14 protein-coding genes and 1 tRNA gene are annotated in these 14,299 nt (G+C 66.0%); 5 read left to right on the top strand and 10 right to left on the bottom strand.

Annotation, left to right across the window (positions count from 1 at the left end; translation table 11 throughout):
* Positions 1-108: 108 nt before the first annotated feature.
* Positions 109-1,470 (top strand): sensor histidine kinase, encoded by a 1,362-nt coding sequence (locus tag ACTWPW_RS18710; RefSeq protein ID WP_443169416.1) that lies wholly within the window; start codon positions 109-111, stop codon positions 1,468-1,470.
* A 10-nt stretch (positions 1,471-1,480) separates the two neighbouring features.
* Complete coding sequence (locus tag ACTWPW_RS18705; RefSeq protein WP_375114851.1) at positions 1,481-1,789, top strand: pyrophosphatase; 309 nt, start codon at positions 1,481-1,483, stop codon at positions 1,787-1,789.
* Between the two features lie 71 nt (positions 1,790-1,860).
* Here the strand turns inward: ACTWPW_RS18705 and ACTWPW_RS18700 are convergent, their stop codons facing one another.
* Positions 1,861-3,657, bottom strand: a complete 1,797-nt coding sequence (locus ACTWPW_RS18700) for a bifunctional metallophosphatase/5'-nucleotidase (RefSeq protein ID WP_375114852.1) — start codon at positions 3,655-3,657, stop codon at positions 1,861-1,863.
* A 106-nt stretch (positions 3,658-3,763) separates the two neighbouring features.
* Here ACTWPW_RS18700 and mshD point away from each other — a divergent pair, with 106 nt between their 5' ends.
* Positions 3,764-4,672 (top strand): mycothiol synthase, encoded by a 909-nt coding sequence (gene mshD / locus ACTWPW_RS18695; protein WP_443169415.1) that lies wholly within the window; start codon positions 3,764-3,766, stop codon positions 4,670-4,672.
* A 51-nt stretch (positions 4,673-4,723) separates the two neighbouring features.
* Here mshD and ACTWPW_RS18690 read toward each other — a convergent pair whose 3' ends face one another.
* The 3 genes from ACTWPW_RS18690 to dcd all read right to left on the bottom strand — a co-directional run bounded on the left by ACTWPW_RS18690 (position 4,724) and on the right by dcd (position 7,181).
* Positions 4,724-5,728 (bottom strand): inorganic phosphate transporter, encoded by a 1,005-nt coding sequence (locus ACTWPW_RS18690; RefSeq protein WP_443169414.1) that lies wholly within the window; start codon positions 5,726-5,728, stop codon positions 4,724-4,726.
* Between the two features lie 8 nt (positions 5,729-5,736).
* Complete coding sequence (locus ACTWPW_RS18685; RefSeq protein WP_106243913.1) at positions 5,737-6,354, bottom strand: DUF47 domain-containing protein; 618 nt, start codon at positions 6,352-6,354, stop codon at positions 5,737-5,739.
* A gap of 251 nt (positions 6,355-6,605) precedes the next feature.
* The gene (dcd, locus tag ACTWPW_RS18680) at positions 6,606-7,181 is read right to left on the bottom strand and encodes a dCTP deaminase (protein ID WP_375114855.1); all 576 of its coding nucleotides are present in this window, start codon (positions 7,179-7,181) and stop codon (positions 6,606-6,608) included.
* A gap of 99 nt (positions 7,182-7,280) precedes the next feature.
* On the opposite strand from dcd, the gene ACTWPW_RS18675 reads away from it, so the two are divergent.
* Positions 7,281-7,351 (top strand) — tRNA-Gly (locus ACTWPW_RS18675).
* 83 nt (positions 7,352-7,434) lie between these two features.
* On the opposite strand, the gene ACTWPW_RS18670 is transcribed toward ACTWPW_RS18675, so the two are convergent.
* The 6 genes from ACTWPW_RS18670 to ACTWPW_RS18645 form a co-directional block, all read right to left on the bottom strand.
* On the bottom strand, positions 7,435-8,193 hold the full coding sequence (locus tag ACTWPW_RS18670) for a tyrosine-type recombinase/integrase (RefSeq protein ID WP_443169413.1): 759 nt from the start codon (positions 8,191-8,193) through the stop codon (positions 7,435-7,437).
* A gap of 11 nt (positions 8,194-8,204) precedes the next feature.
* A complete protein-coding gene (locus ACTWPW_RS18665) occupies positions 8,205-8,504 on the bottom strand; it encodes an N-terminal phage integrase SAM-like domain-containing protein (RefSeq protein ID WP_443169412.1) in 300 nt (99 codons plus the stop codon).
* A gap of 228 nt (positions 8,505-8,732) precedes the next feature.
* Entirely contained in the window at positions 8,733-9,614 is an 882-nt protein-coding gene (locus tag ACTWPW_RS18660) for an SMI1/KNR4 family protein (protein ID WP_443169411.1), read from the bottom strand.
* A gap of 132 nt (positions 9,615-9,746) precedes the next feature.
* Entirely contained in the window at positions 9,747-10,529 is a 783-nt protein-coding gene (locus ACTWPW_RS18655; RefSeq protein ID WP_443169410.1) for a hypothetical protein, read from the bottom strand.
* Between the two features lie 733 nt (positions 10,530-11,262).
* On the bottom strand, positions 11,263-11,802 hold the full coding sequence (locus tag ACTWPW_RS18650) for a hypothetical protein (protein ID WP_443169409.1): 540 nt from the start codon (positions 11,800-11,802) through the stop codon (positions 11,263-11,265).
* Between the two features lie 145 nt (positions 11,803-11,947).
* Positions 11,948-12,514 carry a DUF4240 domain-containing protein gene (locus ACTWPW_RS18645; RefSeq protein ID WP_375114861.1) on the bottom strand — a complete coding sequence of 189 codons (567 nt, stop codon included), beginning with the start codon at positions 12,512-12,514 and terminating at the stop codon, positions 11,948-11,950.
* Positions 12,515-13,192: 678 nt separating this feature from the next.
* Here ACTWPW_RS18645 and ACTWPW_RS18640 point away from each other — a divergent pair.
* A complete protein-coding gene (locus ACTWPW_RS18640) occupies positions 13,193-13,906 on the top strand; it encodes a hypothetical protein (protein ID WP_443169408.1) in 714 nt (237 codons plus the stop codon).
* The last annotated feature ends 393 nt before the right edge of the window (positions 13,907-14,299 follow it).

Below are 14,299 nucleotides of genomic sequence, written 5' to 3'. Positions count from 1 at the left end.
GATGCACGGAGAGTATCCGGAGACTGATCACTGAAGCCAAAAAGCCATGTTGCGAGCGTCGGCTGCGGGTAAATGTCACACACAGTAATCATCAGAGGCTGGGGTGCGATGGCACGACGGTTGTTTCCTCGCTCGATCCGGGCGCGCCTGACCACGATCGCGACCCTGCTGGCCGCGGTGGTCCTCATCGGCACGTCCGCGCTCACCCTCGCCACCGTGCCGGACAACCTGCAGGGGGTCGTCCACGCGAGGGTGGAGCTGGCCGTGCGGCGGGTGGCGGGCGAGGTGCGCACGGGGAGGCTGCCCGGCGTGCTCAGGACGACGCCACGCGTGCAGGTCCTGGGGGTGGTCGCCAGTTCCGGCAAGGTGCTCGCGAGCAGCTCCTCCTTCCCCGGCGACACGCGCATCACGACGTTCCGGCCCCGCCGGCTCGAAACCGTCGAGACCAGGGAGATGGAGCTGTCGCGCCCGGGTGAACCCCCGGCCGACCACCTGGTGACCGCCGTCGCCGTCCGCACGCCCACCGGGACCGCCACCGTGTACGGGGCCTCCTCCCTCGACGACGTCGGCCAGGCCCTCCGCTGGATCCACCTCCTGGTGTTCCTCGGCACCCCGCTCGTCCTGCTCATCGTCGCGGGAGCCACCTGGGCGGCCGTCAGGTCCGCCCTGCGCCCGGTCGAGCGCATCCGGGCCGAGCTGGCCGAGATCACCGGCCGGGACCTCAGCCGGCGCGTCCCCGTACCCGGCACCGGAGACGAGATCGCCGACCTGGCCGCCACCACCAACCACACCCTGCACCGCCTCGAACGCTCGGCCGAGACCCAGCGCCGCTTCGTCGCCGACGCCTCGCACGAGCTGCGCAGCCCCGTCTCCGCCCTGCGGGCCCAGCTGGAGATGGCCACCACCTATCCGGACGAGACCGACTGGCCGGCCACCGGCGCGCGGGCCCTGGCCGCCGCCGAGCGCCTCACCGGCATCATCGACGAGCTGCTGATGCTGGCCAAGCTCGACGCGGGCGCGCTCACCCAGCGCCGCGTGGTGGACGTGTGCGGCCTGGTGGAGGAGCAGGTACGCCGCCGCGTGGGCCGCGAGATCCCCATCTACCTGCACCTGTGCGAGAGGGCCCCGGTCCTCGGCTCGCCCCTGCAGCTCGAGCGCCTCCTGACGAACCTCCTCGACAACGCCGACCGGCACACCGCGACCCGGATCGACGTCGACGTGGTGGTGAAGGAGGAGCGGGTGCACGTCATGGTGACCGACGACGGCGACGGGATCCCGCCGCAGGACAGGGAGCTGGTGTTCGAGCGGTTCACCCGGCTGGAGGCCGCCAGGGCCAAGGAGAAGGGCGGCAGCGGCCTCGGGCTGCCCCTGTCGAGGGAGATCGCCACGGCCCACGGCGGCACCCTCACGATCGCCGAGCACTCACCGGGCGCCAAGTTCGTGGCCGTCCTGCCGCTGCACCGGTCCTAGACTCGGCGGCATGGATCTGCGCGAGCTCTCCGACGAGATCGAGTCCATCTCCAAGCGCTACGCGGACAGGATCGGCATCGAGCGCGACGACACCTGGTTCCTGCTGAAACTGCAGGAGGAGGTCGGTGAGCTGACCCAGGCCTTCCTCATGCTCACCGGCCGGGCCAGGCGGAAGGGGCGCACGGAGGAGGAGCTCGGCGACGAGTTCCGCGCGGAGCTGGCCGACGTCGTGTGCCACGTGCTGCTCATGGCCCGCCATCACGGGGTGGACCTGGAGGCGGAGGTCGAGCGGAAATGGCTGGCGCACCGAGCTTCCTGATGCCGGCCGCCGGCGTCCCGTGAGCCGGAGATCCCGCCTGGGCGGGCCTCCGGCTCTCGGACGGGTTCAGATCACTTCACGAAGGTGATGCGGTCCGCCGGGGACGGGCTGATGGGGGAGTGAGCGGACAGGTAGGCCGTGAACGCGTCCAGGTCGATCGGGCCGCTCCACGTGTCGGTGCTCTGCGTGAACACCGAGAAGCCGTCGCCGCCGCCCATCAGGAAGTTGTTGGCGGCGATCTTGATCGACTGCGTGTCCGTGATCGGCGTGCCGTTGAGCTTCATGCCGGACACGCGCGAGCCCACCGGCTTGGTGGTGTCGAACGTGTAGGTGAGCGAGGACGACACCTGCAGCAGCCGGTGCGTGATCGCGCCCGTGGCCGCGTTGGGCGTCCAGACCTGCTGCTCCAGGAGCGCCTTGAGCTGCGCCCCCGTGTACGTCCGCACCTGCACGATGTTGCTGAACGGCTGGACCTCGAACGCCTCCCCGTAGGTGACGACGCCGTCGCCCTCGGAGCCCTTCTGCGCGTAGGTCAGCGACGTGCGGATGCCGCCGGGGTTCATGAGCGCGATCTCCGCGCCGCCCGCCTTGGCGGCCTCGAGCTGCGAGTCCGCGATGAGGTCGCCGAGCGGCGTCTCCGGCTTCGTCGTGGCGGCCGAGGTGTTGTTGACGACGCTGCTGATGTCGGCCGTGATCGTGCCGAGCTTGCGGTCGGCGACCTCGGCGCTGCGCGCCTTCCACGTCTGGACCTGCGCCTCGACCTGGCGATCGGGCGTCACGGTACGCGTGACGACCTTGTTGTCCGCGATGACGGAGGACCGGATCACGTCGCGGGTGCGCTTGTCGATCTTCATGTCGATCTGGGTGAGCACCCGGCCGAACGACGAGCCCTGCGTGTAGTAGCGGTCCTGGCCCGCCGGGTCCTTGGTCTTGCAGATGTACGCCTGGTGCGAGTGGCCGCTGATGACCAGGTCGATCTGCGGGTTCAGCTCCCTGGCGATGCGGGAGCCGGCGTTCGCGGTGTTCACCGAGCAGGCGTCCGGGCTCTGGTTCGGCGTGATCGAGTCACCCTCGTGCACGAGGACGACCTGCGCCTTGACGCCCTTGCGCGCCAGGTAGGCCGACGCCCTGTTCGCCGCGGCGACCTCCTCGGTGAACTGCAGGCCCTTGATGCCCTCGGCGGTGACGATGGTCGGCGTGGTCGCCGTCACCAGGCCGATGAAGCCCACCTTCACGCCGTTGATCTTCTTGACGTAGTAGGGCGGCAGGGCGTACTGGTCGGTGTTCTCCTTCAGCACGTTGGCGGCGAGGAAGTCGAACTCCGTGCCCTTCCACTCGCCGGCGGGCGAGCAGCCGTCCACGGGGTGGCAGCCGCCCTTCATGAGGCGCTGCAACTCGGTGTAGCCCTCGTCGAACTCGTGGTTGCCCGCCGAGGTCGTATCGAGCCCGAGCGAGCCGAGCACCTCCAGCGTGGGCTCGTCGTGGTAGGCGGCCGAGATCAGCGGGGACGCGCCGATCAGGTCGCCCGCCGCCACGAGCAACGTGTTCTCGTTGCGCGCCTGCTTGACGTAGGTCGCCAGGTACGACACCCCGCCGGCGATCGAGTATTTGCCGCCGGGGATGCCGGTCAGGGAGCCGTCGGTGTCGACGAGGGGCCCGTCGGGGTCCAGGATGCGGCTGGAGGAGCCCGAGGGAGGCTCCAGGTTGCCGTGCAGGTCGTTGATGCTGAGCAGGCGGACCGGGACGGTCTGCTTGCCGTGGCTCGGGGTTCCGCCCGTCACGGCGACTGCGGGCGCCACTGCCAAGGCGATCCCGGCCGCGGCCGCGGCTCCGGCCGTGAGCAGCCGGAGGAGGGTGCGTGAGGTCATGAAGGGGACGTTACGGCTTCTGTCTATGCAACGAATGTCGCAAAGGTAACGATTGACGGGGCCGCCCTATGGCATTGTTCGCCAGTGATACGCCTAGAGTTCGTCTGTGAGTGCGCACGTGAAGATCAGTGAACGGCTCGACGACCCCGAGATCGCCGGCGTGCTGGACGTCGTCCAGGCGGCCACGGATGCGGACGGTGTCCGCCCGCTCAACGAACATGTGATGCTCCATCTCCGCTACGGCGGCGATCCGCGCGCCCGATCGCTGCTGCTGCGGTCGGACGACGGCACGCTCGTCGGCTACGCGCACGTGGACCCCACCGACGAGGTCGAGGGCCCGAGCGTCGAGCTCGTCATCCACCCGTCCCATCGGCGCCGGGGCCACGGCGCGCGGCTGTTGCGGGCGGTCCTGGACCTGACCGGGGGCAGCGTACGGCTGTGGGCGCACGGCGACCACGCGGGCGCCGGGGCCCTGGCCGCGTCCTTCGGCTTCGAGCGGGTGCGCTCCCTCTGGCAGATGCGCCGCTCCCTGTTCGCGCCCCTGGCGCCCTACACGTTGCCGGAGGGCGTGAGCCTGCGTACGTTCGTGCCCGGGCGGGACGAGGAGGGCTGGCTCAAGGTCAACGCCGCCGCCTTCGCCCACCACCCCGAGCAGGGCGCCTGGACGGTGGACGACCTGCTCCGGCGCGAGCAGGAGCCCTGGTTCGACCCCGAGGGCTTCTTCCTGGCCTTCCGCGACGACCGGCTCGTCGGCTTCCACTGGACGAAGATCCACGGCTCCTCCGACCACGGGCACGAACCGCTCGGCGAGGTCTACGTCGTCGGCGTCGACCCCTCGCAGCAGGGCACCGGCCTGGGCAAGGCGCTCACCCTGGCCGGCCTGCACCATCTGCGCTCGCGCGGCCTCGCCCAGGCGATGCTGTACGTGGACGAGGCCAACACGGCGGCGATCGGTCTGTACGAGTCCCTGGGCTTCGCCCGCTGGGACGTGGACGTGATGTACGGGGGCGGGTGACGTACCGGCCGCGACCGCCCCTTCGGTTCGGGGTGGTCGCGGAGACCCGGCTCACTCCACGATCGCGTGGAGCACGAAGTAGGAGAGCGCGGCCACCAGGGCGGCCGCCGGGATGGTGAGGATCCAGGCGGTCACGATGTTCCCCGCGACCCCCCACCGCACGGCGCTGAGCCGCTTGGTGGCCCCCACACCCATGATCGCCGAGGTGATCGTGTGCGTGGTGGAGATGGGCGCCCCGAACCCGATGGCGGCCCCGTACAGCACGGTCGCCGCCGCCGACTCCGCGGCGAACCCCTGTGGCGGGTCCAGCGCGATGATGCGCCGGCCCAGCGTACGCATGATGCGCCAGCCACCCGCGTACGTCCCCAGCGAGATCGCTCCCGCGGCGGCGAGGATGACCCACTGCGGGATGGGATCCGTCGGCTCGGCGAAGCCGCCGACGGTGAGGGACAGGAAGATCACACCCATCGTCTTCTGCGCGTCCTGCAGCCCGTGCCCGAGCGCCATGGCGGCGGCCGAGACGGTCTGCGCGTAGCGGAAGCCGCGGTTGGTCTTGCCCGGCTGGCTGTTGCGGAAGATCCAATATATTGCGATCATGATCGCCGCGGCCAGGGAGAACCCGACCAGCGGCGACAGGATCATCGGGATCACGACCTTCTCGAGGACGCCGTCCCAGTGCACCACGCTGGCCGAGGCCATCGCGGCGCCCACCAGGCCACCGATGAGCGCGTGGCTGGAGGAGGAGGGCAGGCCGAAATACCAGGTGATCAGGTTCCAGGTGATCGCGCCGATCAGTCCCGCGGCCACGATCACCAGGCCGTGGGAGCCGTTCGGTGCGTCGATGATGCCCTTGCCGACCGTCTGTGCGACCTGGGTGCCCAGATGGGCGCCGATGAAGTTCATGGCCGCGGCCATGAACAACGCGGCCCTGGGGGTCAGGGCCCGGGTCGAGACGGAGGTCGCGATGGCGTTCGCCGCGTCATGGAAACCGTTGGTGTAGTCGAAGACAAGGGCGATGACGACCACGCCGATGACGAGGGCGAGCGTGAGGTCCACAGCTGGGCCTAGCTTTCCTTGACCGCGATCGACTCGACGGTGTTGGCCACGTGCTCGAAGGCGTCGGCCGCCTCCTCGAGGGCGTCGACGACCTCCTTCATCTTCATGACGGTGAGGGCGTCGTACTCACCGCTGAACAGCTTGGCCAGCAGCCTCCTGTAGACCTGGTCGCCCTGGTTCTCGAGGCGGTTGACCTCGATCCAGTACTCGTTGAGGTTCTTCATCGAGCGCAGGCGCGGCATGGCCTCGGCGGTCAGCTCCGCCGCCCGCTCCAGCACCTCCACCTGTCGTACGACGTCCTTGGGGAGATGGTCGATCTGGTACAGGACGATGAGGTCGGAGGCCGCCTCCATGGCGTCCATCACGTCGTCGAGGTTCGAGGCCAGCCGGTAGATGTCCTCGCGGTCGAACGGAGTGATGAAGCTCTCATTGAGCCGGTTCATGATCGCATGGGTGCGTTCGTCACCGGCGTGCTCGCAAGCGCGCATCTTCTCGGCCAGGGCTTCCCTGTCCGAGCCGTCACTGATGATCTCGACCAGTAGACGGGATGCCGTGACCAGGTTGTTCGCCGAGTCGGCGAACAGGTCGTAGTAGCTGTCCTCACGTGGCGTGAGACGCAGGCGCACGTCGTTCTCCAGATGTGCGGGGATGGTCCGTGGAAGAGGGTATGGCTTACCAGGCGAAATGCGAACTTCATGTCCCCTTCGCCTACTGGCTACCCGGCGTTGGTTGTGCGACACCGCTGTTCCGCGTAGTTTTGGGCCTTTTTGGCAGGTTGCGGTGGCTTGGGGGCATCGCAAAGCCACGCGCGCGAGGCGGGTCAACCGGCTGCGCTCACCTACTTGTTCCCCCGATGTTCACCTGTTGTTCATCTGAGTCACATCTTGGTGCGGTGGAAGTTCCGGAACGACCTCGACGGGGTGGGGCCGCGCTGGCCCTGGTAGCGGGAGCCGTACTTGCTGGACCCGTACGGGTGCTCGGCCGGGGAGCTGAGCTTGAACAGGCACAGCTGCCCGATCTTCATCCCCGGCCACAGCTTGATCGGCAACGTCGCCACGTTGGACAACTCCAGCGTCACATGCCCGCTGAACCCCGGATCGATGAACCCGGCCGTCGAATGCGTCAGCAACCCCAGCCGGCCCAGCGAACTCTTCCCCTCCAGCCGCGAGGCCAGATCGTCGGGCAGGCTGACGACCTCGTACGTGGAGGCCAGCACGAACTCACCCGGATGCAGGATGAACGGCTCGTCCCCGTCGGGCTCCACCATCCGCGTGAGATCCGGCTGCTCGACGGACGGGTCGATGTGCGGGTACCGGTGGTTCTCGAACACCCGGAAGAAGCGGTCGAGCCGAACGTCGATGCTGGAGGGCTGGATCATGCCCGGATCGAACGGCTCCAGGGAGAGCCGTCCGGCGTCGATCGCAGCGAGGATGTCACGGTCAGATAGCAACACGGTGAGCAACTTACCGGTCGCGCCGAAAGTGTGTGGGGCTGGGATTGCTGTTGTGCGCCAAGTTTCCGCTACAGTGGGGGACGCGACTTCGGGTCGTACGCGGGTGTAGTTCAATGGTAGAACATCAGCTTCCCAAGCTGACAGCGCGGGTTCGATTCCCGTCACCCGCTCTCAGTATGAAAAGCCAGGTCAGGGATGGATTTCCGACCTGGCTTTGATCGTTTCTAAGGCTCTTTTCGATCTTCCGTGCCCGTTACGTGCCTGATCCGTCTGGATCTTGCTCGTCCGGCTCGGGTTCTTCGGGCTTCAGGGCTTCCTCGGCGAGCTTGCCGAGAGCGTCTGCGATGGCTCTGTCGCGCTCCATCGCGGTGTGCTGGTAGATCAGCGCGGCTCGGGTGGACGAGTGGCCCATGCGGGTCATCAGGTCCCGCAGAGTCGCGCCGGACTGGGCGGCGAGGGTGTTTCCGGTGTGGCGAAGGTCATGGAAGTGGAAGCCGCTGAGTTCGGCCTTCTTGAGCGCTGCCGCCCAGACGCGGGTGAAGTTCGCGCGGCGGAGCTTGGCACCCTTGGGGCCGACGAAGACGTGCCCGTGCTCGCCATTCTCGGCGTACGTCTCCTTGTGCTTCCGGAGGTCCGGGAGCAGGGTCGCGGGGATGCTGACGAGGCGCTTGCCCGCTTCGGACTTGGGCGGCCCGATCGTCACCGAGCCGTCCTTGAGTTCGGTCGTGGTGCTGACGACGCGGATCGTGCTCGCGTCCAGGTCCAGGTTCTTGCGCTGGAGTGCGGCCAGTTCGCCCCAACGCAGGCCGGCGAAGGTGGCGAGCAGGATCAGCATGCGGAACCGCGGCTCGATGGCGTCGGCCAGGACGAAGACCTGCTTCATGGTCAGGACGGGGCGTTCGGGTGAGTCCTCCTTGCCCGCCTTCTTGATGGTGCAGGGGTTGGCCTTGATCAGCCCGTCCTCCACCGCCGTGTTGAAGATAGCCTTCAGCAGCCGGTACGCCTTGGCCACGGTGACCGGTCCTACCCCTTGTCGAGGAGCTGCTTGCGCCATTTGCGAATATGAGCGACCTTGACCTCGCTCATCGCGCAGTTGCCGAAAGACGGGAGGAGGTGAATGCGGAGAAGGCCCTCGTAGAGCTGGACCGTCTTCGGCCGCAGTCCCGGACGCTCGTCGATCCACGTCGAACCATACTCCTTGAAGGCGACCTTTCCCAGATCGGGGTTCAGCCAGTCGCCGGCCAGCAGTTCGGCCTCCTTCTTGGTCAGCCAGATCTCGGCTTCCTTCTTGGTGGCGAAGGTGTTCGGCGCGGTACGGTCCACGCCGGGCCGGGCACCGCACGCCGCCCCCGCCGTACGAACCGAACGCCCCAACCGGGGTTGCCACACCGCCGCACAGACACAGCCCTACGATCGCCACTGCATGGCTGGACGCCGTACGTGCTTGGGGGCGATCGACGATCCAGGGTTCGTTCCTCACCCTGGCTCAACGAGCAACGCGGCTGATCACCGCATCAGTGCGGGCTATCGAGCCGGTTCAGTGCGCCTGATTCAATGGGGAGGGCGATCCCCGCCATCTGTCAGATCGCGTTCCACCCCGTATTCCCATTCCGTGGCCGCTAGCCATGGGTCATTTTCGGGGATAGCCCAGGGGTCATCGTCCGGATGCGAGGTTTCCGGGTTGCGTCCGCTTACGATGCCGTCTTGCTGCTGCTGATCTTGGCGTTCAGGATATGAAGTTTCCAGGCTGCGTCCGTCGACCCAGCGGTCGAACCACTCTGCTAGGGATGAGCAGATGGCCACGATCCCGACCTCGGGCGACTGCTTGTCGGGAAAGTCCCATGCGTCGCCATCCCACAGATAGGCGGGGTTACCGGGCTGAGTCAGCGACATGTACCAGTACATGGAGCATCCGGCGTACACGAGAGGGAGCCCGAGCACGCTGCTCACCTCCGGGTACTTCTCGTATTCTTCGAGCACGCCCGGGCCGCCCTCGTACTTCCCGTGTCCTCCAGGTGGGAGACCCAGGAGATCGTAGGAGGGGCCGAAGCCGCCGTTGCTCACCTCCGTGTACACCCTCCGCAGGAGCTCGGGTAACTCGTGACCGATGCGTTGCTCGCAGGCTCGGAAGTCCGCCTCAGAGATCGGCGGGTACGGGGGTTCATGCGGGACATCGCTGAAGTACTTGACGGCTTCGGGGGCACCTGCTTCCAAGGCCGCCATGATGAGATGATCAAGTGTGGGGTCGTCGAAGCTGAGTTGGGTCATGCTGCCGCCTTCACGGAGCGGTTGCCGCGTGTGGTGGATACGGCTCCAGATGTTCTCGCCGTACTCACGTTTGAGCCAGTCCAGCGGGACGTAGACCCGGTCATGGCGGCGTGCGGGATCCCAGGCCCGTCTACGGATGCGCTGGATCAGATCGTCATGTGACATGCACGACAGAATGCCAGCGCAGGCACAGAGGCAAGTCGAAAAAGATCCCAAGCTGACAGCGCGGGTTCGATTCCCGTCACCCGCTCTCACAGCAAAGAGCGCAGGTGCATGAGCGTGATCTCTGTTCCGCGCTCAGAACTCCAGTAGTCGGCTGCGAAGCCGCTCGACGAACTCGGGCACCGGAACGTGTGCAGGCCGATCGCGGTAGCCGGGGAATCCTCCCCAGGAGAGCGAGCAGCGTAGGTATTCGATGAGCGAAATCGGTTCCCCCGCCGTCGTGCCCTCGACCAATGGGTCGGGGTTAGCGTTCGGGAGATGGATACCGTGACCGCCTCCGCTGTAGTTCGCCTTGGCCGCCGCATCGGGTGCGATGTCGAAGAAGAAGCCGTCTTCGTGGAACCCGCACTGTTCGTCTTCTTCCGAATCGGTACATGCGCAGCCCAGGCTGAGGTCTCCCACAGCGGATTCCAACATGTCCAGCAGCATCATGCCCGAGTGAAGAACCAGGGGATCCGGCCCGCAGTCCCAAGACTTCCCTGGCGGCTCGTGGTAACGGACGTGGGGCAGCAGTGAGCCTCCATCTCCGCACAGATCAACCACACCCACCATCTCTAGGCAGGCGCGCAGCGCCAGCGGGAGGGGGCCAAGGACGGTCTCGGCCTTGGCGATGGCATCGAAATCATCCGTCGTCGGCGGCTGCCGGACCGCATCAGCGCAGGCGAACCTGTACCCCGCAGACGAAAGCCGGTCCACCAACGCATCAGCATTGACAGCCACACGCCGCATAGTTTCTCGGGCAACGTCCTCGGCATCCTCGCGCAGGCTCGCCGGCATTCCAGCCGACCCGAAGGCACGCATCTCATTCCACACGGCGACGTAGTCGCCTGACCGATACCTTCCGGCCCACGACACCACGGCGACGATGTTAGATCAAGCGGCGCAGCAGGCGCTCCGAATACCCGATCATGATCTCGCGCCGGAACGAGACCAGCGCCACAAGCCGCGTGCCCGTTGCGTGCCCGTTCGTAGAGCGATCAGCGGAGACTCACGGGGACTCACGGCTACTGGACCGATATACGCCCAGGTCAGCGATTCGTCAGCGCAGGTAGCGTGATCTTGAACGAGTTCCCAAGCTCACAGCGCGGGTTCGATTCCCGTCACCCGCTCTCAGACTGAAAGCCCAGGTAGACCGATGGATTCGGTGCCTGGGCTTTGATGTTGTAGGGGCTTGCTCTCGCCCGCGTGCCAGATTCGTGCCAGATCAAATGATCTTGACAAGGTGGGCCGCCAACGAACACATCAAGCGGCGGCGCGGCGCGCCGCCGTATCCCCGCCCTCCGTCCGTCCGCAGTCCGGGCGTGCGGCCTGGGGGCCGGTCCCGGACGGCGGCGGGACCCTGGGCAGGGCACCGCACGCCGGCCCCGCCGTACGGACTGAACGCTTCGACCGGGGTTGCCACGCCGCCGCACAGATGCAGCTCTTACGATCGCCACGGCATGGCTGGCCATCGCACGTGGTCGGGGGCGATCGAAGGTCCAGGGCTTCGTTCCTCAGCCCCTGGCCCACCGGGCAACGTGGTTGCGGTTTGCTGCCGAGCCAAGGCAAGTCCTGGGCCTTTGCGATCAATGGGAGCCATTAGGTGCGCGTGTCAGTCTTCTTCTCCGCCCATGAGGAATCCGTAGAGATCCCACCCTTGCGGGATTGGGGATTCCGCTGGGTGGTCCGCGAGGTGGAGGGTGGCTCTGTCATACAGGCTGTGGCTTTGGAAGTCCTCGGCTTGGCTCAGGGCCAGAAGTCGGCCTTCTACGCGCCAAACGGCGTAGCTCCATTCGTCCTTATCCTCGTACACGCCCACAACGTCGGGGTGTCCGTGGGCCTGAGAGATGGACAAGAGCGCCGAGTGCCAGACGGTGTTGAACTTCTCGCGGCTTCCTGACCGATCAACCCGCCACCGCGCGGAGGGCAACGTCTGAGGAAACTGCGCCAAGTCCGGGTCCTCATCGTCGTCGGGTTCGTAGTACAGGGCGAACGTCAAATCGAGCATTTTCGCTCGTGCGTCGTCTGCCCAGGCTCCCCAGGGAAGCGTGATCTCCCAGTCGCCAACAGTGAAGACAGGCCAGTTGGTGATGCTTTGCCGAAGTCGACCCCGGAACCGCCGGGAGGGATAGGCCATCCAGCTTGTGACCATGCTCGGTCGAACCCTCCCTCGTTCCATGGTGCACGGGCGAGGGCCGTAATCGTACCGATGAGATCTGGCGTCAGGGGATGCCAGGCGAGTGCCATGGGCCTACAGTCTTGACGCTCCCAAAGATGGGATCAAGGCTCTGACCTATTTAGTGGAACATGCGGCTTAGCCGGGGCAATCTCCGTGCCACCTCTGCCGGATTCCGGGAATCCCGTGGAAGTCCTGTTGGGTTGGGATCGCTCTGGTTGGCGTACCCGCGCTCCGCCATCGTGTCGTAGACGCCCTCTTCTTCACCGGTGGCCTCTTCGTAGGCTTCGGCGGCCACGTAGGACAACGCCTCCCACTCTGGCCACTCATCATCGGCCCACTCCTGCATTGGACGGTCTGCCAGCCGTCGCACCTCGGGCACGTCGGCCAGGTTATCGGGGTCGGCTACTACGAGGTCGAATGTGTCACGGCCAAGCCCGATCAGCCAAGCCTGGAAGTACCAGAAGCTGTCGGTGGAACAGTAGCCATCGAGGATCAGGTCGGCGGCTTCCCACATGCCGTACGTGTCGGATCGTCGTCGTATCTGGTTGAGAAGGACTTGGAAGTCGACGATCCGGGCCAGCGGGCTCCGCGCGAGGTGGAAGGCGAGCCACTGCAGGCGTTCATCAGGATCGCTGGTCACTTCCTGGGACCGCCGAATGAAGAGCCAGAACTCGTCAACGTTCATGACGCTGCATGGTGCCAGGCTCGACTGACAATGCCGCGACGCGGAAGTCCTCGATCGCGTGCCAGATCCGTGCCAGAACAGTCGGACAGTCGCGGTCTCTCACGGTCACTCACGGGCAAGCGACCCGTGCTGACCTGCACCCCCGTTTTCCCAGGTCAACCGGAAAGATCAGCAGCCGGTTCCCAAGCTGACGGTGAACAGTTGGTCCAAGATCTCCTCCTCTGAGGCTGCCTGCGGAGTTGCCGAAGTTTTCGAGCCGTCTCAGGTGACCCCGCCGTCGCTGCCGTTCGGCGATGGAGCGCGCATGAGTGCCATGAACGGAGCTCCCGACATCGGTCGTGGATTCATGCACAATACGTACACACCGGCGCGGCGGAATCGCCACCAGCGAAAGTCAGGATCACGCGGTGCACATAACGAGCGATCTGCCTAATCGGTCTCGCCAGCCAGCTCCCATGAACCTCAGTGGCAGGGTCTGGGGACGGTCGCCGTACTGCTGGGACGCGGGACGATTTATGCGACGAGTGTTCCCGGGTGGCATTTCGGGTGGCTCATGCTCGTCGGTGTCGGGTGGCTGCTGCTCGGCGTGGGCCGGCTGATCGTGCTCGGTGCTGTCCTTGTCAGGCGGGGAGGCCAGTTGCATTGCGTCGTAACTGGACGTCCTGGGCGGTGGAACGCGTGACAATGCTCTATTCCACAGTTTCGGATTTCTGCACCGTGTTCACCACCCACGACGACATCGGGACTGTCACGTCGCTGATCGGCGCAGTGCCTCTGACGGTGGACTACCGGATGCCGGAGGCTTACAACGAGAGCACCGTCACCATCATGCGCTGGGGTGATGGGATCCTGGTCACACATCCCTACTACAGCGACCTATGTGCCTGCCAAGAGGTCATGAGGGCCCTGTCCCGCGATGGCCACCTGGCCGTCTGCGTGACTTGGGGAATCTCGATCGCCCCGTGGTCGAAAACCCGCTCCACGATGGATCCGTGGCGCTCGGCGGGGGCTTTATTCGCGTACTTCGCCTACGCCGCCAACGGGAGACTGGAGGTCGGGTTCGACCCTGACGACTTCGACAAGTCCGACCCGGCCGCCCGATGCGGCTGGAATACCGGGGCGGTCGACGCCTACCTACATGACCTGGACTTCAGCCCGCTCATGGTCGAGACACAGCAGCCGTCCGAGAGAGGTTCGGGACAGAGTCAGGGCGCCATTTCCCGGCACGAGGACGCCTGCATCACCATGCTGGAACGCATCGCCGGCGCTACCTTTCCGGCCGATCACCAACGGCCAGCCGGGCCCCATGTCGGCTTCACCATCGCCAGGCCGCTCTCGGTCATGAGTGATGCCGAGTTCGGCCACTTCATGGGGCCACCGCTTTCCCGGTGACAAGCGCCCAAACCGCATTTCCCTCGTCATTTCCACGGTAGTCACCGTCGCAGCGGAGGCCTATTCTTCAGCTCAGGGTACGAAGTCAGATGATACGACGTCGTCTTCAACAAATATCGGCAGGGCCGACCAGCGGTATGACCTGAACAAGGTGCCGGAATGGGAGGAAGAACTGCTGGGTCCAGCCCGCCATGGTCCCTCCTGAACCCCTGACAGGCTTGGAAATGCCCCAAGCCAATAGCGCTTGGTTGTACAGCCACGAGGGGAACATCAACGGAGCTCAGTGAACGTCCACGGACACCGGACGCCGAGGCCAGAGGCTTGGAGCTTAATCGAATCGTCTTCCTTTGATCCGCAGGTTTCGCATTCGATCCCTAATTAGGTGCCCAAGCG

The sequence above is a fragment of the Nonomuraea sp. KM90 genome, from assembly GCF_052246675.1.
In the GTDB taxonomy this organism is placed as follows: domain Bacteria; phylum Actinomycetota; class Actinomycetes; order Streptosporangiales; family Streptosporangiaceae; genus Nonomuraea.
Note: the sequence above shows the minus strand (reverse complement) of the source record. Positions and strands in the feature narration are given on the sequence as shown.

What these genes read in the sequence shown, in the direction of transcription:
- ACTWPW_RS18650 (WP_443169409.1), bottom strand. Translation starts at nt 11,802, where the DNA reads ATGGTCACAAGCTGGATGGCCTATCCCTCCCGGCGGTTCCGGGGTCGA.
- ACTWPW_RS18700 (WP_375114852.1), bottom strand. Translation starts at nt 3,657, where the DNA reads ATGACCTCACGCACCCTCCTCCGGCTGCTCACGGCCGGAGCCGCGGCC.
- ACTWPW_RS18705 (WP_375114851.1), top strand. Translation starts at nt 1,481, where the DNA reads ATGGATCTGCGCGAGCTCTCCGACGAGATCGAGTCCATCTCCAAGCGC.
- ACTWPW_RS18645 (WP_375114861.1), bottom strand. Translation starts at nt 12,514, where the DNA reads ATGAACGTTGACGAGTTCTGGCTCTTCATTCGGCGGTCCCAGGAAGTG.
- ACTWPW_RS18660 (WP_443169411.1), bottom strand. Translation starts at nt 9,614, where the DNA reads ATGTCACATGACGATCTGATCCAGCGCATCCGTAGACGGGCCTGGGAT.
- ACTWPW_RS18710 (WP_443169416.1), top strand. Translation starts at nt 109, where the DNA reads ATGGCACGACGGTTGTTTCCTCGCTCGATCCGGGCGCGCCTGACCACG.